This window comes from Peribacillus simplex (assembly GCF_001542915.1).
In the GTDB taxonomy this organism is placed as follows: Bacteria; Bacillota; Bacilli; order Bacillales; family DSM-1321; genus Peribacillus; species Peribacillus simplex_B.
The window spans coordinates 69070-88932 of the sequence record NZ_LNNH01000018.1 but is presented as its reverse complement, the minus strand read 5'-3'; the positions used below and the strand labels follow the sequence as shown (position 1 = coordinate 88932).

At 40.7% G+C, this 19863-nt stretch carries 18 protein-coding genes and 1 pseudogene; 1 reads left to right on the top strand and 18 read right to left on the bottom strand.

Annotated elements, in window-relative coordinates:
- Positions 1–178: 178 nt before the first annotated feature.
- The 7 genes from gnd to AS888_RS10740 form a co-directional block, all read right to left on the bottom strand.
- Positions 179–1582, bottom strand: coding sequence for a decarboxylating NADP(+)-dependent phosphogluconate dehydrogenase (gene gnd / locus AS888_RS10770; RefSeq protein ID WP_061142159.1), 1404 nt, complete (start codon positions 1580–1582; stop codon positions 179–181).
- A 76-nt stretch (positions 1583–1658) separates the two neighbouring features.
- Complete coding sequence (locus AS888_RS10765; RefSeq protein ID WP_061142158.1) at positions 1659–3005, bottom strand: GntP family permease; 1347 nt, start codon at positions 3003–3005, stop codon at positions 1659–1661.
- A gap of 18 nt (positions 3006–3023) precedes the next feature.
- Complete coding sequence (gene gntK, locus AS888_RS10760; protein ID WP_061142157.1) at positions 3024–4568, bottom strand: gluconokinase; 1545 nt, start codon at positions 4566–4568, stop codon at positions 3024–3026.
- On the bottom strand, positions 4561–5292 hold the full coding sequence (locus AS888_RS10755; protein WP_061142156.1) for a GntR family transcriptional regulator: 732 nt from the start codon (positions 5290–5292) through the stop codon (positions 4561–4563). The genes gntK and AS888_RS10755 overlap by 8 nt, the downstream gene beginning before the upstream one ends.
- A gap of 1097 nt (positions 5293–6389) precedes the next feature.
- On the bottom strand, positions 6390–6842 hold the full coding sequence (locus tag AS888_RS10750; RefSeq protein WP_061142155.1) for a hypothetical protein: 453 nt from the start codon (positions 6840–6842) through the stop codon (positions 6390–6392).
- Positions 6843–6845: 3 nt separating this feature from the next.
- Positions 6846–7658, bottom strand: a complete 813-nt coding sequence (locus tag AS888_RS10745; RefSeq protein WP_061142154.1) for a DUF3100 domain-containing protein — start codon at positions 7656–7658, stop codon at positions 6846–6848.
- 76 nt (positions 7659–7734) lie between these two features.
- Positions 7735–8937 carry a M20 family metallopeptidase gene (locus AS888_RS10740; RefSeq protein ID WP_061142153.1) on the bottom strand — a complete coding sequence of 401 codons (1203 nt, stop codon included), beginning with the start codon at positions 8935–8937 and terminating at the stop codon, positions 7735–7737.
- Between the two features lie 303 nt (positions 8938–9240).
- On the opposite strand from AS888_RS10740, the pseudogene AS888_RS25720 reads away from it, so the two are divergent.
- Positions 9241–9383: pseudogene (locus AS888_RS25720) on the top strand (transposase); the annotation flags it as partial.
- Positions 9384–9631: 248 nt separating this feature from the next.
- Here the strand turns inward: AS888_RS25720 and AS888_RS10735 are convergent.
- The 11 genes from AS888_RS10735 to AS888_RS10690 form a co-directional block, all read right to left on the bottom strand.
- Complete coding sequence (locus tag AS888_RS10735; RefSeq protein ID WP_061142152.1) at positions 9632–9991, bottom strand: YrdB family protein; 360 nt, start codon at positions 9989–9991, stop codon at positions 9632–9634.
- A gap of 283 nt (positions 9992–10274) precedes the next feature.
- On the bottom strand, positions 10275–11003 hold the full coding sequence (locus tag AS888_RS10730) for a nucleotidyltransferase domain-containing protein (RefSeq protein ID WP_061142151.1): 729 nt from the start codon (positions 11001–11003) through the stop codon (positions 10275–10277).
- 170 nt (positions 11004–11173) lie between these two features.
- Entirely contained in the window at positions 11174–11659 is a 486-nt protein-coding gene (locus AS888_RS10725) for a DinB family protein (RefSeq protein WP_061142150.1), read from the bottom strand.
- A 579-nt stretch (positions 11660–12238) separates the two neighbouring features.
- The gene (locus AS888_RS10720) at positions 12239–12943 is read right to left on the bottom strand and encodes a DsbA family oxidoreductase (RefSeq protein ID WP_061142149.1); all 705 of its coding nucleotides are present in this window, start codon (positions 12941–12943) and stop codon (positions 12239–12241) included.
- A 99-nt stretch (positions 12944–13042) separates the two neighbouring features.
- On the bottom strand, positions 13043–13909 hold the full coding sequence (locus AS888_RS10715; RefSeq protein ID WP_061142148.1) for an SDR family oxidoreductase: 867 nt from the start codon (positions 13907–13909) through the stop codon (positions 13043–13045).
- Positions 13910–14495: 586 nt separating this feature from the next.
- Entirely contained in the window at positions 14496–14876 is a 381-nt protein-coding gene (locus AS888_RS10710; protein WP_061142147.1) for a nuclear transport factor 2 family protein, read from the bottom strand.
- A 175-nt stretch (positions 14877–15051) separates the two neighbouring features.
- Positions 15052–15216, bottom strand: coding sequence for a hypothetical protein (locus AS888_RS25715; protein WP_155645461.1), 165 nt, complete (start codon positions 15214–15216; stop codon positions 15052–15054).
- A complete protein-coding gene (gene spoIIP / locus AS888_RS10705; protein WP_061142146.1) occupies positions 15213–16367 on the bottom strand; it encodes a stage II sporulation protein P in 1155 nt (384 codons plus the stop codon). The genes AS888_RS25715 and spoIIP overlap by 4 nt, the downstream gene beginning before the upstream one ends.
- A 201-nt stretch (positions 16368–16568) precedes the next feature.
- Positions 16569–17462, bottom strand: coding sequence for an ROK family protein (locus AS888_RS10700; RefSeq protein WP_061142145.1), 894 nt, complete (start codon positions 17460–17462; stop codon positions 16569–16571).
- Positions 17463–17464: 2 nt separating this feature from the next.
- On the bottom strand, positions 17465–18385 hold the full coding sequence (locus tag AS888_RS10695; protein ID WP_061142144.1) for an ROK family protein: 921 nt from the start codon (positions 18383–18385) through the stop codon (positions 17465–17467).
- A gap of 61 nt (positions 18386–18446) precedes the next feature.
- Entirely contained in the window at positions 18447–19853 is a 1407-nt protein-coding gene (locus AS888_RS10690) for a glycoside hydrolase family 1 protein (RefSeq protein WP_061142164.1), read from the bottom strand.
- Positions 19854–19863 lie beyond the last annotated feature (10 nt).

Here is a 19863-nt window from a genome sequence, read left to right as displayed (position 1 = left end):
AGTGGCTCGAAGAGCCCAAATCTCGTAACCTTTGGTCAAAATTTCAAAGGAATTTCAAAAGGGGTTCGGAATTTTTTAATTCCGAACCCCTTTTGTCTACCAACTAAAAAGACCACTTCTAAAGTGGTCTTTTTAAATCGATATCTTTACTCTTTAAGCCATTGTACTGACTGATACATCACTGCCAGTCTGTGTGAAAGACTCCTGCCAAATCACGACGTTCATAGGTATGTGCACCAAAGTAATCACGTTGTGCCTGCAAGATGTTAGCGTTTGAGATGCCTTTTCGGTAACTATCGTAAAAATTGAGTGAAGAGCTTAAACAAGGGAACGAGATACCGGATATTATCCCCTCACAAACAACCTTTCGCAATCCTGCCTGATAGTCGGTAACCTTTTCGGCAAAGTATGGTGAGATTAATAAATTTGCCAGATTCGGCTGCTCTTGATAGGCTTCACTGATGACATTTAAAAATTCGGCACGGATGATGCAGCCACCGCGGAAAATCAGCGCAATATCCTTCAAAGGCAAATCCCAGCCGTAAAGTTCAGAAGACATTTTATATTGCGTGAAGCCTTGCGCGTAGGCACAAACCTTTCCCATATATAATGCCTGTCTGATGTAGTCGATCCACTCATTTTTATCGAGTTCTTGCCCAACGTTCTCAGGGCCCGTCAGGATGTTTTCGGCATTCATCCGTTCCTCTTTTAGAGCGGATATGTAACGTGCAAACAAAGCTTCTGTAATAATCGAAGCAGGTATTCCATTATCGATGGCCTGCATGCTCGTCCATTTACCCGTTCCCTTTTGTCCGGCTTTATCGAGAATCACATCGATCAATGGTAAGCCCGTTACTTCATCTTTTTTCCTTAAAATTTCGGCTGTTATTTCGATTAAATAACTTTTCAGTTCGCCTTGGTTCCATGTTTCAAAGATGTCAGCAATTTCATTCACTTCCAAATGGAGTCTTTCTCTTAGGAAAGTGTAAGCTTCGGCGATTAATTGCATATCTGCATACTCGATCCCGTTATGCACCATTTTCACAAAATGACCTGATCCCTTTGGACCGATATAGGTACAGCAAGGCTCTTCATTTACTTTGGCCGCGATTTTCGTCAGGATCGGAGCGACTTTTTCATAGGCGTCTTTATCGCCACCTGGCATGATTGAAGGCCCCTTTAATGCCCCGACTTCCCCGCCAGAAACACCAACGCCTAAATAACTGATGCCTTTAGGTTTCAATTCATCATATCTGCGTTCCGTATCAACATAATGGGAGTTACCGCCGTCCATGATAATATCGCCTGATTCAAGATGAGGAAGCAATGATGTGATCACCGAGTCGATCGCCTTGCCTGCCGTCACCATCAGGAAAATCTTTCTTGGGGCTTCCAGTGACTGAACAAAGTCCTGGATTTCGTAATACGGATGGAGCGACTGACCGTCCAGCTTTGCAACAAGCTGGTCCGTTAAATCTCTTGTATAGTTATAGACGGCTACTTGTTCCCCTTTACTAGCCATATTTAAGGCGATATTGCTGCCCATAACTCCTAAACCAATGACACCAATTGAATTGAACATTATTTCTTCTCCTTTTATGTAAGAATAATAGGCAGTAAACCCTCCGATAAATGGGGGATTTACTGCCGGGAAAGACCTATACGAATAAGCTGATCAATAGAATGAAGCCTAATCCAGCTACTGAAATGATCGTCTCAAGTAAGGTCCATGTTGCAAACGTTTCTTTCATGCTTAAACCAAAGTACTCTTTAAACATCCAGAATCCGGCATCGTTAACGTGTGAAGCGATTAAACTTCCCGCTCCTGTCGCAAGAACGACTAAAGCGAGGTTAACGTCCGTCTGGCCTAACATCGGAATAACCAAGCCAGCTGTCGTTAAGGAAGCAACGGTGGCAGATCCCAAGGAAATACGCAGAATTGCCGCGATGATCCAGGCAAGCAGGATTGGCGAAAGTGATGTTCCTTTGAATAATTCAGCCACATAGTCACCTACACCCCCGTCGATCAATACTTGCTTGAAGGCTCCGCCGCCTCCGATGATCAAGAGCATCATCCCGATATGCAAGATAGCGTTTGTACAGGAATCCATGATATCCTTCATTGGAATTTTTCTTGCCAATCCCATTGAATAGACCGCAAATAGCAAGGAAAGCAGCATGGATGTACCAGCTTCGCCAATAAAACGGATCGCTGTCAGCAACCCATTATCTTCAAAGCCCATTGTTTTTTGCAGCAAAGTGATAATTGTAGCAATGGACATCAAAATGACCGGAAGTAAGGCGGTAAAAACACTGATCCCGAAACCAGGCGTGTCTTCCAGTTTAAATGTTTTTTGTTCTCCTAAAGAGGCTATGCTGCCTGTTTTCGTAAAGGATGCAGGTACTAATCTTTTAGCAATCTTCGTAAATACCGGTCCAGCTAAAAAAACGGTCGGGACCGCAATGATGAAGCCATACAGCAAGACCTGACCAAGGTCCGCACCATATTCACCGGCAATAACGGTTGGCCCTGGGTGCGGCGGTAAGAAACCGTGTGTTACGGATAACGACGCTACCATCGGAATGCCAAGATACAATATCGAAACTTTTAGTTCTCTTGAAATGGCAAATACGATCGGTATCAATAATACTAATCCTACTTCAAAAAATAAAGCAATACCGATTATAAAGGAAGCTGCCACGACTGCCCATTGAATATTCTTTTCACCGAATTTGTTAACAAGGGTCATGGCAATGCGTTGCGCACCGCCTGAATCTGCGATTAATTTACCTAACATCGCTCCAAGGCCAAAGATTAACGCTAAGTGGCCAAGTGTTCCGCCTAGCCCTGCTTCAATAGTCTTTACAATTTGGTCAAGTGGCATTCCAAGTGCCAAAGCTACCCCAAATGATACAACGATCAAGGAAATGAATGTGTTTAATTTCAAGCCCATTATTAAAATTAATAAAGCGACAATTCCTACAGCAACAATAACTAATGGCATTGTAACTCCCCCATGTGTTTACTTTGTAGCATGTATCAAGTTTCTTTGATAGTTCGCAATCTGCGTATATTCGTTTTCCAATACTCTTGATAGGTTAATGAATATCGGCAATATCTGCCTATATTCTTTTACCGAGTCATCATTCGGTGTGTGCTTATGGGTGTTGCCAATCATTTCGGAAACGACCTCGAAGGAATCGATTTCCCCAGAAGCATATAAACCCAATATACAAGCCCCCAGGCATGAACTTTCATAGCTTTCTGGAACGACGACATCCGATTCGAAGATATCTGACATCATTTGCCGCCAAACAGCCGACCTGGCAAAGCCTCCCGTAGCCTGGATTCGGGTCACGGGACCGTCCATACATTCCGTTAAGGCTAAAAATACTGTGTATAAATTGTAAATGACTCCTTCAAGTGCTGCTCGAATCATATGTTCTTTCTTATGTGAAAGTGTCAATCCGAAAAATGAACCCCGTACATCTGGATTCCATAATGGAGCACGTTCACCGGCAAGATATGGATGAAACAGCAATCCATCGGCGCCTGGCCTTACACGTTCGGCAATTTTGGTTAACACTTCATAGGCGTCGATTCCGAGCCTTTTGGCTGTTTCCACCTCGGAAGATGCAAATTCATCGCGAATCCAGCGAAGGACCATTCCCCCATTGTTTACCGGACCGCCAATCACCCAATGCTTTTCCGTTAAGGCATAGCAAAAGATTCTTCCTTTTTCGTCTGTTTTCGGCTCGTCAATGATCGTCCGAATGGCACCGCTTGTCCCGATCGTGACAGCGATTTCACCCTTGCGGATAGCATTTACACCTAGATTGGAAAGGACGCCATCGCTAGCTCCGATCACAAAATCGGTTTGCGGATCAATTCCAAGCAGTTTCGCTATATCAGGGTCGCAGTTGTTGAAGATCTTCGTTGTTGGCACAAGCTCCGATAATTGACTGCGGGATATTCCCGCAATTCTTAGGGCTTCACCATCCCAATCCAAGCTTTTGAGGTTCATCATCCCCATCGATGACGCAAGGGAAATATCGACAACATATTGATCAAACAGCCTTTTAAAAATATATTCCTTAATCCCGATATACTTTTCAGCTTTGGCTGCGATCTCTTTGCAATCATTCACGATCCAAGTGATTTTGGATAATGGTGACATCGGATGAATCGGTGTCCCGGTCCGTTTGTACACTTCATGCCCATCCAGTTCAGCTTTTATTTTATGGGCCCAAGCTTCACTGCGGTTATCTGCCCAAGTGATGCAAGGGGTTAACGGCTGATCATTTTCATCCATCGCTATCACACTATGCATCGCACTGCTAAATGATATGAATGATGGTTTTTTATCGGCATGCTGTTTCGTTAATGTTGAAACGGCTTTCAAGACAGCCTGAAAAATCTCCTCAGGGTCCTGTTCCGCTGTTGTCATATCCGGTGTGTAAAGCGGATAGCCAATATTCGCTTGCCCGATCACATCGCCTTTTTTCGTAAATAATACTGCTTTTGTACTGGTTGTCCCAATGTCTACACCTAACATATAGCTAGTCATTTTCTTGTCCGACTCCTTTTGAAAGCATCTGTTGGGCCCTCCATAAGTCTTCGACCTTCTCTTGTACATCATCAAAATTCACATGCAGCGATTTGATCATGAGATCTCGATCTTTTGATTTGATCGCATCGATATAAAGCTGATGATTATTTATGACACGTGTAAAATCTTCATATTTTTCATTAATACGATGACGCATGGATAGAAGAATCAAACTTTCCATCACAGGTTTCAAATTATCCCAGATCATCAGGATATAGGAATGATCGATGGATCGAATAATCGTTTCGTGGAACAGGACGTCCTGATAGGAAAACTCATCTGCATCTTGGTATTTAATGGAGATTTTCATCATTTCCAGAATTTTACTAAGCTCCCTCACCAAGTCATCCGTCTCCACCCTCACTAGACGCTCAAATACAAACGTCTCGATGAGTATCCGTACATCATAAATTTCCGAATATTTTTTTTCCGTCAGCCCTATGACGACCGCACCCATTCTTTCCAAGCGAATGATATTTTCAGATGCCAATATTTTTAACGCTTCACGAACCGGTGAGCGGCTCACACCGAAATCCGCAGCTATTTTATTTTCAGATAAGATGGTACCGCTTTCAATCATGCCCGAAATAATGCGCATCCTAAGCTCCGAAGTTACCCGATCACCCGCAGAAGCTTTTGAAAGCCATTTTATAGGATAAAAAAATTCCTTTGATTCTGCCATACATTCACCTTCTTATAGAGTTCAAGTACACTTGTATACAAGTATTATAATCAATATTTCGAATAATGCAAGCGCTCTTTTCCTGGTTGTCACTGGAGTCGCGTGGAAACAAAGAACGTGAAACTGAGAATAATAAAGCAGCATTGGCTTGTAAGACTCCATTCATGCTCACGTAAAAAAGGCCTCCCGGATGAACCGCAAGATGCCTTCGACTTTAAAGATCTTCACATGTAAGGTATTTTACCTGGGTTACTCATTAAGCCTCCAGCAGCAACTGATTCTATGATGGATCGTGCCTTTTAAAAAAGTGCTTTAAAGCTATTTCAGCAGTATACTTTAATGTTCCAAGAGATAATTACTTAAATCCACTTCAATATATTGGTCTAGATAAATAGGATTCACATCAATATTTACATGTAACAATGCCTTTTCCAAGGTATCCATGGACACGGAATGGTTATCTCCTAATAACTGTTTGGTAAGTACCTTCCTTTTTATCTTCTAAAGCATGAAGTATATCAAAAATTAGCTTTGATCTTTTTCACTCAGATCATTATTCAAAATGAAATGAAAAAAAGTATATTGTTCAGGGTTTTTGTCCAATGCAATTGTAAGTAATAACGTTTGATGATATTTCATCTTTTTAAATTATCTATTAGCTCATCCATGTGGTCAAACTCCTTATAACATTGGGCTAGGGTGATGTTTCCGCACTTCTAACTTTATTATGCTGTACCTAGTAAATCCTCTCGTTCCAAAAATGAAACGATTTATTTCATATCATAATTACCTTATTTCCCCTTGATGGACTAAAGTCGGAACCTTCCCTCCTCTTCAATGTCCATTGCGAGACGGAAGGCATTGATTCATCATGGATATCTTTTCGTAAGTCATTAGGCCTCCCACAGGAAACTGTGGGAGGCCTAAACTTTGCAGAATTCACATGTTTGGTAAGTTTTCCATTCTGAATTCCATAAAGGATTCAATGAAACATGTGATTAATGCCCTTTTGTTGATGAAATTCAAATCCGAACAATCCATTATAATTACAGGAAATTACCAATGAAGTTCGTTTTCTGCATTCACTCACCCTCCAATCATATAATGCCTTGAAAGCGTAGGACGATTTCAGCAATGATTGCAGAACCTAAAAAGGTCCCAAGTAATACACACATTCCAACAACGATCGTTCTCCAACCTAGTTTGGCAAAGTCTGCCCATGAACGGCCAATACCTATCCCCGCATAGGCTAAGATAGGTGTAGCTATTGCTAATAGACTGACGTCTGCAGTCCACTTTACAAGTTGATCTGACCCAGGCATGCTTGGGACAGTAAGGATAAAACCTATGATTCCTATGTAAGCTATACTTGGAATTTTGAGTGGGACCAGTTTACCGATAATAAGGCCCGCTAACGAAATAAGGATTAATATAATCATTCCTGGTAAAGCAGTTATTGGGAGTATATCATAGCCGATCCAATTTCCGGTTAACACCACAATCCCAATAATGCCTAAGACTAAAACCCATTCTTGGATGTTCTTTAACATTGGTTACGCCCCCACATTCGTTTTCATATTTTTCGTTTTCCTTTTTGTCATCCAGAGATAGATTTTTTCTGTTAGAGGCAAAGCAATGAAAATACTCACGTATAAACCTGTTACAGATGTTGCAAGGTTACTTGCACCTGAAAAAGCAATAATCTGATCTTTCATCTCTGGAAACGCCGTAACTAGAGGTCCTAATGCAGCAGCTGCCATACTTCCACTGCCTATTCCTGTTGCCATCGCAAAGGATAATGGATGAATCGGCGTAATAGTCGCTAACAATCCAGATATTAAACCCATAAAAATAGCGCCGAAAACGGTCCCGAAAATATATACGGCCATCACTCCACGGCCTTCCGGTGAGGAAAAACCGTATTTATCCGTTATTAAAGCGACATTGGGCTCACGTCCAATGGAGTGTGTCATTCCGATCGATTCTCGTTTCAATCCTAGTAAAACTGCGACTGGAAGGGCCAGAAAAATGGTGCCGAGATTCCCTATTTCCTGAAGCAGCAGTGCAGGGCCTGCTTCAATTAACAGAGGCAAGGCTGGGCCTGCCTGTACTCCAAACTTCGCAATAAGTAATGTAACCGATATAAAAACAAGTGATTCCGCACTTTTGGATTGCTTTTCCTTAACAAGTGGGGTGAAGAATAATAAAATTCCGATTATAACTGCATAAAGCATCGGCAATAATAAAATTACTCCTGGTCCTAATGGAATTTCGTGTGTGCCTATCGTTTCAGACAGTAATACGATAGCAAAGACGGTGGCATGCACTCGCCAATCTTTCCAAAGTGTCTGTGTTTCGTTTGTCATCTTTATCATCCCTTTTCATTATTGGTGTTAATTAAGGGGCCAAATGTGAATAGGCCCCCTTATTTTCACTATTTTTTTATACTTGTTGTGATGATAAAGTCTTTGCATTATTCTTCATGTATTGTAATGTTGCTACCCCAAGGGTTTTTGCAGCGATTAATAATGAGCGTTCATCGATGTCAAACTTTGGATGATGATGTGGATAGGCTTGCTTCCAATCGGGACTTTTTGCTCCTGTGAAAAAGAATGTTCCTTTTACTTTTTCTAAATAATAGGAAAAGTCTTCACCGCCCATAATAGGCGGGGTTTCATTAACAGATTCAACGCCAGGTACACAGTGAGCCAATTTCGCAACGAATTCAGTTTCCTCCTTGTGGTTCACTGTCGTCGGATACCCTCTTGTATATGTATAGTCATAGGTTGCATCGGAGACAATACATGTTCCCTTCACGACTCTTTCAATTTCTTTTTCGATAAAATTACGAATCTCTTCTTTAAATGTTCGGACCGTACCAGTTAATGTAGCTGTATCTGCAATGACATTGTAAGGATTTTTTGCTTCAAAGGCACAAACAGATACAACGGCAGATTCCAATGGATCTACTTTCCGGCTAACGATTTGTTGCAGATTGCCTATCAGCTGTCCTCCAATTACAATACTGTCCTTTGTTTCATGCGGAGCAGCACCATGTCCGCCTTTACCCTGAATGGTTATATCAAATCGATCAGGTGCTGCTTGGAGCGGGCCTGACCGATAACCAATTTCACCTAAAGGCATCTGCGCCTGTAAGTGCGTCCCAAAAATAACATCCACCCCATTTAGGCAGCCATCTTCTATCATGGCAATGGCCCCACCCGGTGGCAATTCTTCGGCATGTTGATGGAGAAAAACCACGGTCCCTTCAATTTCCGACTTCATGCCATTCAGAACCTTTGCAAGACCTAATAATGTTGCTGTATGCCCATCATGGCCGCATGCATGCATGACTCCTTCGTTAACCGATTTAAACGGGACGTCCGTTTGTTCATGAATCGGAAGTGCATCAAAGTCCGCCCGTACTGCAACCGTCGGCCCTGGTTTATCTCCTTCCAGATAAGCTAAAACACCATTTCCCCCTACATTTTTGCGTACTTTATGCCCTAGTTTTTCATGGTAGGCCGCAATATAATTAGCTGTATTCACTTCTTCAAAAGAAAGCTCGGGATGTTGATGAAGATAGCGCCGAATATCGACGATTTCGTTATAAATATCATCTAATCCTTTAAATAATTGATCCATTAAATTCACTCCTTTAAGATTGTAGTATGTTCTTTCTAATAAATGCTCCCATAAAGCTTCAATCCTTACTGGAATATAATCATCATTATAGTATCAATAATTTTCAGAAAATTCAATATACCCAAATGTTAACAACTACCTGTTATTCCATCATTAGATAATTTAATGTGAGAAAAAAGGCTCATACTGTAGACGAGAGGCACTCGCCTATCAGGCGGCCGGTGAGCCCCTCCCTCGAGTCATTTTTGTTATTTAACAAACAGATTTGGAAGGTCAGTTCGTCTGCGTCATCATCAGGATGTAAAAGTTATATATGCGAAACGTATAGAAACGATCGAGGTGTATTCGCAGATGCAAAAGAAAAGCATGGTATGCGTTTGACTACTCTAAGGGGGCTTAAAAAATTGTTCATGCACCTTGCCATGTCCAATTTGATACAGCGATAGTAGCATCGCGGAAAAAACAGCTTATTAACAGACTTCGAATATTCATAAAATGTTAAAAGCCCTTCTCATTAGAGTAGGGCTCAGTTTGTAGACAAAAAGGGGGGGGAATTATAAATTCTTATATTACAAAAACTTTTGCTGCGTTTATTTTAATTCGTTAAAATGGGGAATTTCCCTTCTTCACCTATCACATCTCCTTATTCCAGATAGGCGCCCGATTATTGATGTTCGGTTTTAGACTAATCCATTTAATTCACTTTATGAAGTTTCAAGATAAAGACTGCTGCCACGATAAGAAGGGACACCGTCAGAAAAATAACCGCGAGCGCGCTTTGACCGCTTGCATACAAAGATGCGGAAGCAACAATGAACACAACCAGCTTAAGCGTCGTTCGGATGGGGAAGGAGAAGATGGGGAGCGATGCCTTCGGAGAGAGAAACATACTCCATAAAGCGGCTATGACCCCTGGGGTGGCAAATGCGAGTATAATGCTGACCGCTGCTCCTGTCTTAATATGATAACCCCAGTAACTGAACGCAGCCATCGCAGCAAGCTCCAGTAGAAAGAATCCGGTGAGGACGCTAACACCAATCCATTTTATTCCCATCTGACTCTTCCTCCTAATATATTGAAACTAGAATAAACTTTTTATATACAAGACGCCCCCTTTTTCAAATGGGTAGCAGACTTAAATAGAACGTTTTAATGACGAGGCTCCGCTTAGCTGAACAATAAAAAATTACTACAAATAGAATTATGCACGATATGTGAGGAAACCAGAAAAAAAAACGTTTACACCAGATTTAAAAAAGCAAGTGGTTGCTATAGACAGATCGCACATACGATTTGAAACCAGACTGTATCTATCAGGAGCTAGGAAGTGATGGTTATTATTGAGGCTGATTTTTCCCCAACGAAAATCCATCAAACAACTGTCCACCATATGGTTCCAAAACCTTATCAACTAATTGCACAACTTTATTTTTATCACCTGTCCTATATAAAACATCAAAGGCTTCAACAAAATGATTAGCGAATTTCCGGTCATATTGTTTTAAGGAACGTACCATCCATTTAGAAGTGCCAATCCATTGAAGGTTTGATCTTAAATAAAATTCACTAACAAGTTCAGCTAAAGTATTAGCAATAAAAATTTCTTCGGCTCTATATTTACAGCCTATTAAATCGTCTAGTGCATCAGTTATAAAATATCGCTTCGTTTTAATGGTTTCATCTGACCATTTCTTCGGACCCTGGTCCAATATTTCTTTCGCCTCTTTTTTTATGGGTTCTATTATTCCGTCATCTTTTAAAATAATTCCTTCTGAACCCATCCTAGGCAAAGATGGCCTTGCTACCTCGCAATCACTTTCAAAAAAATGCTTATACGAGGTTAGATTATGTACAAAAACCTCTATAGCCCATCCAAAGTCAATGAATGACTCTCTGTAAGGTGAAATAAGGTCTTTATCAAAAACAACAATATCAAGGTCCGATGTGTCTGTCGCTTCACCTCGAACGACACTTCCAGCTAATAAAGTTCCTTGGCAATTTGGAAAATGCTTAAAGATAAACTGTTGTGCCGCTTCAATTGGTTTTAGCCTCATAATATCCTCCATTATCTTCACCTGAAAAAATCCAGTTACTATTTATTTCGATCATCAAGGTGAAGATCCCTCTAAAACGTGTTGTCCCTTCTTCAGCTATCCTGTCCCTTTCGTTCATGAAGGGCGACGAATCTTCCTCAAGAATCGTGCTCCTGATCCTTCGATATCCATCATGTAGCGAATTAAGGCAGCCCCAATATGTCTGTATTTTCAGGTATATGGCCAAGAATACGCAGCATCGTTACAATTTGCCCTTTATGGTGCGACTCATGTGTAATGGTATGGAATAGTAATTGGCGTGGCGTTTTTTTTACAAGCCCACTGCCGGTTCTCCAAGAAAGCTCTTTGTCGATAACCTCATCAAATTTGTTTGTGAATTGTTCAAATACACGTTCTACATATATATCTGCTTGTTGAAAATAACGTTGAATATCATCAAACTGCATATTATTAATCACTTCCTTCGTAAATAAAGGCGATGATGTTTCTGAAAGTACAAAAGAACCTAACCAAGCATGATAGCAGCCTGCCACATGAACTAAAGAATTTCTAATACTCTGAAAACCAAATTCAAACTCTTTAGTAAAATCAGCTTCAGCCAATTCTCCACACTGGTCCAATAAAATCTGACGTGTTTGTTTCACCCATTCATATTCTAGCTTTTCCATAGGTATCCCCCCCTTTGATATATAAAGATATAAACCAATTGATCTTATCATTACTATTCATTTATTTTTTTATCGAATTATCTAGAGGTTCTTAACACTCATCCCTATTATCAAAGGATTGATGACCGTCCTTCTCGTAGAAGTGATAGACATCAGGTGCTCCTTCAGTTAAAAAGTACTTTTTGACTTACATGCTTATACTTTTCACGGACATACGACTCATGATTATTGCAATGTCTTGATTTTGATATGCATTTAAAAATTAGCATCTCTTGAACATGGACAATTGTAAGACCCTCCGATCATACGATTAAGAAGCCTTTATGGAGTTGCTGAGTGGCTCCATGTTTTTTTGTTCTATAATGACCTTATATTTTCCTCCTCAAAATTTTATTTTGAAGAGTATACACCACTTTGTATTTCTACTTGCCAAAGCTCCAGATCATTCATTTTTGACTGTGCTAAATCACTAGCAGCATGGATTCCACTCAAGCCTAGCGCACAAAAAGAGGGAGATTTTTCAACCTCCCTCATACTGCACAACGCTATACTCGTTCATCATTTTCTCGTACTTTGACGTCAGTCCTTAATGACACAGGAGCCATCTGCACAAGCAGCATCGCTCGTCGATTTTACAATTTTCAGTTGTTGCTGGTCTTCCCACCCCTGCTGTAAAGCGTTCAGGAACACAGTGCCTGCCTGAGCGCCTGATACCGTATGTTTATGGTTAATGACATAGAATGGAACACCGCGTATACCAAGACGTCTACCTTTTTCTTCATCCGAACGCACTTGCTCAGCGAACTGCTTACCAGCGAGCATGGAGAGGGCTTCTTCACGATCAAGTCCTGCTTCAACTGCCAGGTCGGCGAGCATTGTGTGGTCGCTCAAATCCTTTGATTTGGTGAAATAAGCTTGGAACAACAGCTCCGATACCACAGCACCCTTACTGTATTGATCAGCGAAATGTCTTAGTCGATGTGCATCGAATGTATTCGTTAGCACCATGCCTTCATACTGAAACTGAAGTCCTTCGTCTGCTGCCTGTTTGATCACACTCTGATTCATGTTGATGGCTTCCTGACGGCTCATGCCATATCTGTTGGAGAGCATGTCATAAACATCATGAGACACATGTTTGGGAGCATTGGGATCCAGTTCGAAACTTCGGTATACAATTTCAATACCATCGTTGTGCTCAAATTCCTCTAGCGCTTTTTCGAAGCGACGTTTGCCAATATAACAGAATGGACATGCAAAGTCTGCCCAAATCTCTACTTGCATAAAAAACACCTCTATTTATTGTTATAAATCATTTCATTTGTTTAAGACTAGACCATTTTTGTTGTTCAACGTCAAACGTGTTTTTCTAACAATAACTATTTATTGGATATTTCCTTTAACAATTTGAGTAAGTGCCTCTTTCGTTGGTGTAACGGTTCGTCCGAGAAGTTTCTCGAGATCATGGCTCTCAACCTCTAATGTGCCTTCACGAATGTCTTTTTGGATATCAACAAGCATAGGAAGAAGGAAATCCGGTACACCAGCGCCTTTCATTATATCCGTATAGGTAGCATCATCAACCTGTTGCACAGGTACTTCTTTACCTAATACAGTGCCCAGAGTGGAAGCAAGTTCTTCTTGAGTCATTAACTTTCCAGAAAGCTCGTAGATGGTGTTTTCGTGCCCTTTACCAGATAGGACCGCAGCTGCAGCTTCTGCATAATCTTGTTGAAGTGCCCAGCCTACCTTGCCATTTCCTGCTGATGTCACCCATGGAGCTCCGGCTAGAACACCTTGAATACTTGAAATTTCATTCTCCAGGTACCAGTTGTTTCGTAAAAAAGAATAAGGAATTCCTGTTTTTAAAATAGCTTCTTCTGTTGCCTGATGAGTGGGAGCAAGGAAGTTTTTACTTTCCTTTGCATTCGTTATGCTAGTATAAGCAATAAATTTGACTCCGGCACGCTCTGCCGCAGCTACCGCATTTCTGTGTTGTGGAATTCTTGTTTCATTGTCACCATCCGCGGAAATGATCAATAAACGGTCAATCCCTTCAAAAGCAGTATCCAATGTTTCTGGATGGTCAAAATCTCCTTGGCGGATGTCCACTCCACGTGCACGTAATTGTTCCGCTTTGTCCATATTACGTACACTGACAGCAAGTTGGCTTGCAGGTACAATTTTCAATAGGGCTTCAACTACTTTTGAGCCTAATTTTCCTGTAGCACCTGTTACTAATATCTTCATTGTGTTTTCCTCCATATATATTTTGTCTTATTGATTGTTGTTTTAACTGGTCTGTACTATCAGCTCGTTACTTCTTACCGTGTACTCGACTGGCTATAAAAAGATTTACTTTTTGTGTTATCAAGTATAGGTATATGGTATATCCATAGTTCAAAAAATAAAAGTAGTCACTTTTTTGTAAAGTAGTCATAAAAATATGACCATTATGATTTATCATGGCTCGAACTTCATTTTAGGGTAAAATTCCCAAGAGTAAAACAGTGGTATGCTCAGTCACAGATAAATGGAAAGTTATTATTTTGTGGCACTTGATAGAGGATTTGGTGAGCTTGGAAGAGTTGTTCGGGGAATCTCAGAAGGTATTCCCTAAAAGGTGCCGGGAAAAGTTTTATAAAAGCGAACATGTATGCAACGAGGCATAAAGAACTATTGATAACATGATGATTTAGTAATAACGATCGTATATGTAAACTCGTTTCTTTCGATGATGTGTCGCCTATGAGCGATGATACGCCTGCGTAATATAGGAATCACAAGTTACCCAATTGGTACGCTGCAAGAGCTTGATGAGCTTGCAGCGTACCAATTAGAACATGCTATTTGTATTCTTAGCCTTCTCCGGCACTGTCTGGATCACGTCCCAATGCTCAACGACCTTGCCATCTTCTAGCAGGAAGAAGTCGGCCAGAGCCAATCCAGGATCATTCGGGTTCAAGATCAGATGGGAATGGGTGACGACATAGTCGTCCTCTCTGAAAATCCGCTTAATCTCAAGCTTCATTTCAGGATTTTCACCTCGCAGCGCATGCCCGAATCCAATAAACGCTTCCGGTCCGTTGTCCGCTTCTGGATTATGCTGGATATATCTTGGCCCCATATATCGCTCGACAGCCAGTTCAGGTTGACCACCAAAAGCCGTTTCATAATAGTTTTTCACTGTTTCTTTATTTTTTTCCACGTTCGACATACTTTTTATTCTTCTTAAGTAATCAAAAATGTCAAAATGAATCCTAGCGTTATTCTTCTTCCCTCGCCCAGGAACTATTCAATAACGTGTGTAATGCGACGTTAAAAGTCCTCTTAGGCGGGACCCATATGTTGCTTGAACTAACTAAAAAAGCACCTGTTTGGTGCTTTTTTAGTTAGTTCCTTTCCAATTCCTCTTTGTATAAATTAAGGATGGAGAATGAAAGGCCGCACATAAAAAAAGCGAAAGTGAAGGTCGTTACTCCTGTAATGTGCAAACTAATGAAGGTCGATGAAAAAGTGAATAAAAGCCATTTGCTTTTATTTGTTCTCTTCTTCATTGTCCGTTTACCTCTTTCGCTTCATTTTCTTTCCAATAGATGTATGAAAACACTTCAGAAAACGCATCAATACTTCTATCTAGTTCTTCAAAGTCATTATCTACGCCACCTACTTCAATTAGGATGGCCTTTTCAGAGATATTTTGGTTATACACCCCATTACCCATACTATTAGGTTTCAGGAATATGCCACGACTTATACCTGGATATCTTTTTTCAAGCTCTGTATTTAATTTTTTTACAAACTGCAGGTTTTTTTCATATTTTTCATTGCCTTTGCCGACTACAAAAAAAAGTTTCGCGTAATCTTTTCCATTTAGAGTTTTGGTCGTGATATCTTTACGTGAGGAATCACGATGGATGTCTATAAAATACTCCAATTTCCCATTTTTGTTTGCATTTGCTTCAATGATAGCTCCAGACATGGAATAAGATTTAGTTGATTTCCATTGTCTCTTATTCAATTCTCTAGTCATGTTAGTTTGATCATGTTCCGTTCCTAAACCTTTTTCATTCAATTTATTACTTAAACGACTTCCGAGGGCGACGACATTAACTCTATTGTCGTTACTTATCGCATCATCCGGAACTTTAGCACCTCTTAACAGAGGAAGGTACGATTCCCAACTATGGGTTTGATAGATAAATACTGTTTTATTTTGAATTTCAGGGCTATTTTTGATTGTTGAATCCTCTTCATGCCCTTTATTTTGTAGCTCGTCTTCAACTACATCTCTTTCTTTTAACAAAACATCCGTAGGTGGTGAAGATTCTAAGGGTAAAGTCGAAATATCAGTCCCTTCTCCGGCAACTGCAATTTCATAATCGTAAGCGGATAGTCCAGGCAGTTCACTCCCTAAAAACGTTCTAATATCATCCGTCCTTATATTTACACCTAACTCCATTAGATACATTGAAACGCTTCCTAATGTTAGCCAATTTTCACCGGTATCTTGAAAGAAATAATGATTTTCCGTACGCATTACTTGAGAAAATAATTTCTCTGATTTCACATGTTTTAAAGAATCTTGAATGAATTTATATTGGTAGCTAATGTTTAAACTGATGATAAATCCGCTAATAATGATTGAAAGAGTAACCAAAATCGTTGAACTAGTAATGATTAAAAAACCAACCCTTTTGAATTTCATAAGGCACCTCCATGATCCATTTATATGCAGGAGGTAAGTTTATATTATTAAAGTCATCCTTTTTAATAGAATTCAAACAAGAAACTTATAGCGATCGTTTTTTTATAGGAGCAGCAACCTACCTAACGATTGGCACTCACATTTTACCGATCATTTTGTTATTCCGTTCTTTATTCGTGCTAGTGTCAGGTAAGAAGCTCCCTATTTTCGATTCAGGAAATGAAAGAGGGCGCCAATCAAGTTTGCATCGTTTTCAAATTTACAAGCTTCAACCGTAATATCCAATGTAGAGATATCATTCTTCAATTGTGCCAGTTCACTATTTATGCCTTCTATTACATCGGGGCGCTTGCTGATTCCCCCGCCGATTAGAATCTTGTCAGGATCTAGTACATACTTCAAATTATAGATTCCCGTTGCCAGTTTCTTAAATAGGTTGGCAATGCATTCATTCGCAATCGTATCTCCTGCTTCCGCCAATCGAAATATTTCTTCACCGTCCAACGTTCCCCTTGCTAGAGATTTTTTCCGTTCGACTTCTTCTACAAGTGAGTTTGTCGATGCAACATTGCTCCAAGTTGTTTGTAGAGGGCTCTTACCTGATTCACCCATGATCATGTATCCAAACTCCCCTCCATGGAGGTTAGCTCCACGGAGAATGGATTGGTTAATCACGATTGCCCCGCCAATTCCTGTACCAATTACAATACAAATGTAAAAATCAGTTCCTTTTGCTGCACCCAGCCAGCCTTCTGCCAATGCCGCGCAGTTCGCATCGTTTTCAATGGACACCTGCAGCCCTGTTCGTTCCTTTAGTTTTTCTGTCATGTAAATGCCATGTATAAAGGGAATAGCACTTGCGCCGCCAACAAACCCTGTTGCCACATCTACGGCACCAGGCGAACTTAAAGCGATGCCTTGAATGTCAAATGAATTCGAATAACGATGAACTATTTCGGTGATTCTATCTAAAAATATATCTAATCCTTCTTTAGGGGTTGGAATCTTTCCCCATTCCAGTTTCTTTGATTTGTCATCCATCACCGCATACTTTATGTAAGTTCCGCCAATATCTAGCACCATGTAAGCTTTCATTGTCATCCCCTTCCCTTACCGGAATACCCTTGCTGTGTCAACAGTGCCGCTCCGATAACACCCGCTTTTGTTCCTAACGAGGCACATTCAATTTGTACCTTATTACGTAGCTGTGGATATAAGTAATCATTTACTTTTTCAAGAAGAAGCGGCATTATATACTCATTTGATTGCATGACTCCCCCGCCTAACACGATGATATGCGGATCAATTGTATGAACGATATTGGAGATTCCTTTTGCCAAATAAGTTAGCACCGTATCAACAATCTCCTCCGCTTCCTGCTGACCGTTCATCGCCAGAGTAAACACTACACCCGCATCTCCTGCCATACCTACCTTTTCTTTTCCAAGACGGTGCACAGCAGTACCGCTTGCCAAAGATTCCAAAGAGCCAACATTCAGTATAGGGTGCGGTGGTCCATCTGGATTAACCACCATGTTGCCAACTTCACCCGCACAGAAATTGGCACCTTGAATCAACTGATTTCGATAGATATATCCTCCACCGATTCCTGTACTGATTGTCATATAAAAGACGGATTCTTTTCCTTTGCCTGCCCCAAATGCTGCTTCCGCTAAAGCAGCTGCGTTGGCATCGTTATCGAGTACTACCTTTTTCCCTAAAGCTTCTTTTAAGATTAGAGTTAAAGGAACCTCATCCCACCCTGGTAAATTGGGAGGGTTTAAAATAATCCCTTGCTTTGAATCTAAAGGACCGGGAGCTCCGATCCCTATCGCTTCAATATTTCGTTTTTGCAGCAGCCCTTCGCATATGGTGATCATGTTATGGATGACATGTTTCGGTCCTTTGTCACTTTCCGTTTTTACTTTGACCTCTTCTATAAGGTTGCCTTCCGATGTAACGACGGCCATTCTCAAGTTTGTTCCACCCAAATCGATGCCAAGAAGATACTTGTCCATTCCCTTCACTTCCTTCGTGATATCCTGATAGAACAATCGCTCATCAGCGCTCTTCCATCAATCAAAAACCGTTGTTTTCAGATAATCGTTTATACCATATACCTGATTTCTTGATTGTACGCCTGAAGTTTTTAGTTAAATCCACTTCTACTAGCCCATATCGGTTCTTATATGAATTTAACCATGACCAGTTATCCATGAATGTCCATACATGAAACCCTTTTACATTGACCCCTTCGTTTAGTGCTTGATGAATCCACTTTAAATGATCTTCGTAAAAGGTAATTCGATAATCATCCTGAATCATTCCACTCTCATCCTTGAAGCGCTCTTCCGCTTCAACTCCCATACCGCTTTCCGATATGAAACATTCGATATTCCCATAGTTTTCTTGGATGTTTTTTAAAATATCGTAGACGCCCTTTTCATAAATCTCCCAGCCTCTATATAGGTTCACCTTTTTTCCTGGCATGTCATAATGATCAAAGTACCGTTCTGGCAGGAATGGAGCATTTGGATTCGGAATATTTTCCTTCGCCTTGACTCTTCGTGGCTGGTAGTAATTAATCCCTAATAAATCGACTGTATTGTCTCGGATAATATCCAAATCTTCAGTTAAATATTCAGGCAAAAAGTTTTCTACTCGCAACATCTCTATTAGCTTCTCAGGAAAAGTGCCTTTGACTGAAGGATCTAGAAAGGAACGGTTGAATAGTAAATCCGATTTTTCGGCAGCATCTACGTCAGCAGGGTGATTACTTCTTGGATAAGAAGGAGTGACATTCAGTATAATTCCGATTTTTCCTCCTAGCTCTTTTTCATGGTATGCATTAATTGCTTTTGCGGAGGCTAATACAGAATGGAACCCAACTTGAACAGCCTTTCCAAAGTCACAAAATGCTGGATAATGATGTCCATATAAATAACCGCATTCAACAGGTACGATTGGCTCATTATGTGTGAACCACTTCATCACCCGGTCTCCAAAGTTCTCGAAACAAGCAGACGCATATTCCACATACGCATCGACTACAGAGCGGCTTTCCCAACCACCCTCTTCTTGCATAGCCATGGGCATGTCAAAATGATAGAGATTCACAAAAGGCTCTATTCCATTCTCCAGTAAGGTGTCAATGACAGAATTATAGAAGTCGATTGCCTTTGGATTCATTTCTCCACGCCCCTTTGGAAACAGGCGGGACCACGAGATAGAAAACCGAAAACTGTTATGCCCCGTTTCCTTCATGAGGGGAATATCATCAATGAAATTCGTATAAAACAGTGAAGTTTTATCCGGTCCAATACCTTGGTGAAAACGATTCGGTTCTGTTTCATACCAGTGGTCCCATATATTCTTCCCTTTACCATCCGCCCCGGAGAACCCTTCCATTTGCGTTGCCGATGATGCAGATCCCCACCAAAAGTCTTTCGGAAACTGGTAAATATTCTTTTCTACTTCTATACTCATTTTCATTCCT

Excerpts from the sequence above, each read along its gene's own strand:
- spoIIP (WP_061142146.1), bottom strand. The coding sequence starts at position 16,367 with ATGAAATTCAAAAGGGTTGGTTTTTTAATCATTACTAGTTCAACGATT.
- AS888_RS10690 (WP_061142164.1), bottom strand. The coding sequence starts at position 19,853 with ATGAGTATAGAAGTAGAAAAGAATATTTACCAGTTTCCGAAAGACTTT.
- AS888_RS10715 (WP_061142148.1), bottom strand. The coding sequence starts at position 13,909 with ATGAAGATATTAGTAACAGGTGCTACAGGAAAATTAGGCTCAAAAGTA.
- gnd (WP_061142159.1), bottom strand. The coding sequence starts at position 1,582 with ATGTTCAATTCAATTGGTGTCATTGGTTTAGGAGTTATGGGCAGCAAT.
- AS888_RS10695 (WP_061142144.1), bottom strand. The coding sequence starts at position 18,385 with ATGGACAAGTATCTTCTTGGCATCGATTTGGGTGGAACAAACTTGAGA.
- AS888_RS10765 (WP_061142158.1), bottom strand. The coding sequence starts at position 3,005 with ATGCCATTAGTTATTGTTGCTGTAGGAATTGTCGCTTTATTAATTTTA.
- AS888_RS10740 (WP_061142153.1), bottom strand. The coding sequence starts at position 8,937 with ATGGATCAATTATTTAAAGGATTAGATGATATTTATAACGAAATCGTC.
- AS888_RS10735 (WP_061142152.1), bottom strand. The coding sequence starts at position 9,991 with ATGGGAATAAAATGGATTGGTGTTAGCGTCCTCACCGGATTCTTTCTA.
- AS888_RS10710 (WP_061142147.1), bottom strand. The coding sequence starts at position 14,876 with ATGTCGAACGTGGAAAAAAATAAAGAAACAGTGAAAAACTATTATGAA.
- AS888_RS10745 (WP_061142154.1), bottom strand. The coding sequence starts at position 7,658 with ATGACAAACGAAACACAGACACTTTGGAAAGATTGGCGAGTGCATGCC.
- gntK (WP_061142157.1), bottom strand. The coding sequence starts at position 4,568 with ATGACTAGCTATATGTTAGGTGTAGACATTGGGACAACCAGTACAAAA.
- AS888_RS25715 (WP_155645461.1), bottom strand. The coding sequence starts at position 15,216 with ATGAAGAAGAGAACAAATAAAAGCAAATGGCTTTTATTCACTTTTTCA.
- AS888_RS10730 (WP_061142151.1), bottom strand. The coding sequence starts at position 11,003 with ATGGAGGATATTATGAGGCTAAAACCAATTGAAGCGGCACAACAGTTT.
- AS888_RS10720 (WP_061142149.1), bottom strand. The coding sequence starts at position 12,943 with ATGCAAGTAGAGATTTGGGCAGACTTTGCATGTCCATTCTGTTATATT.
- AS888_RS10725 (WP_061142150.1), bottom strand. The coding sequence starts at position 11,659 with ATGGAAAAGCTAGAATATGAATGGGTGAAACAAACACGTCAGATTTTA.
- AS888_RS10700 (WP_061142145.1), bottom strand. The coding sequence starts at position 17,462 with ATGAAAGCTTACATGGTGCTAGATATTGGCGGAACTTACATAAAGTAT.
- AS888_RS10755 (WP_061142156.1), bottom strand. The coding sequence starts at position 5,292 with ATGGCAGAATCAAAGGAATTTTTTTATCCTATAAAATGGCTTTCAAAA.
- AS888_RS10750 (WP_061142155.1), bottom strand. The coding sequence starts at position 6,842 with ATGTTAAAGAACATCCAAGAATGGGTTTTAGTCTTAGGCATTATTGGG.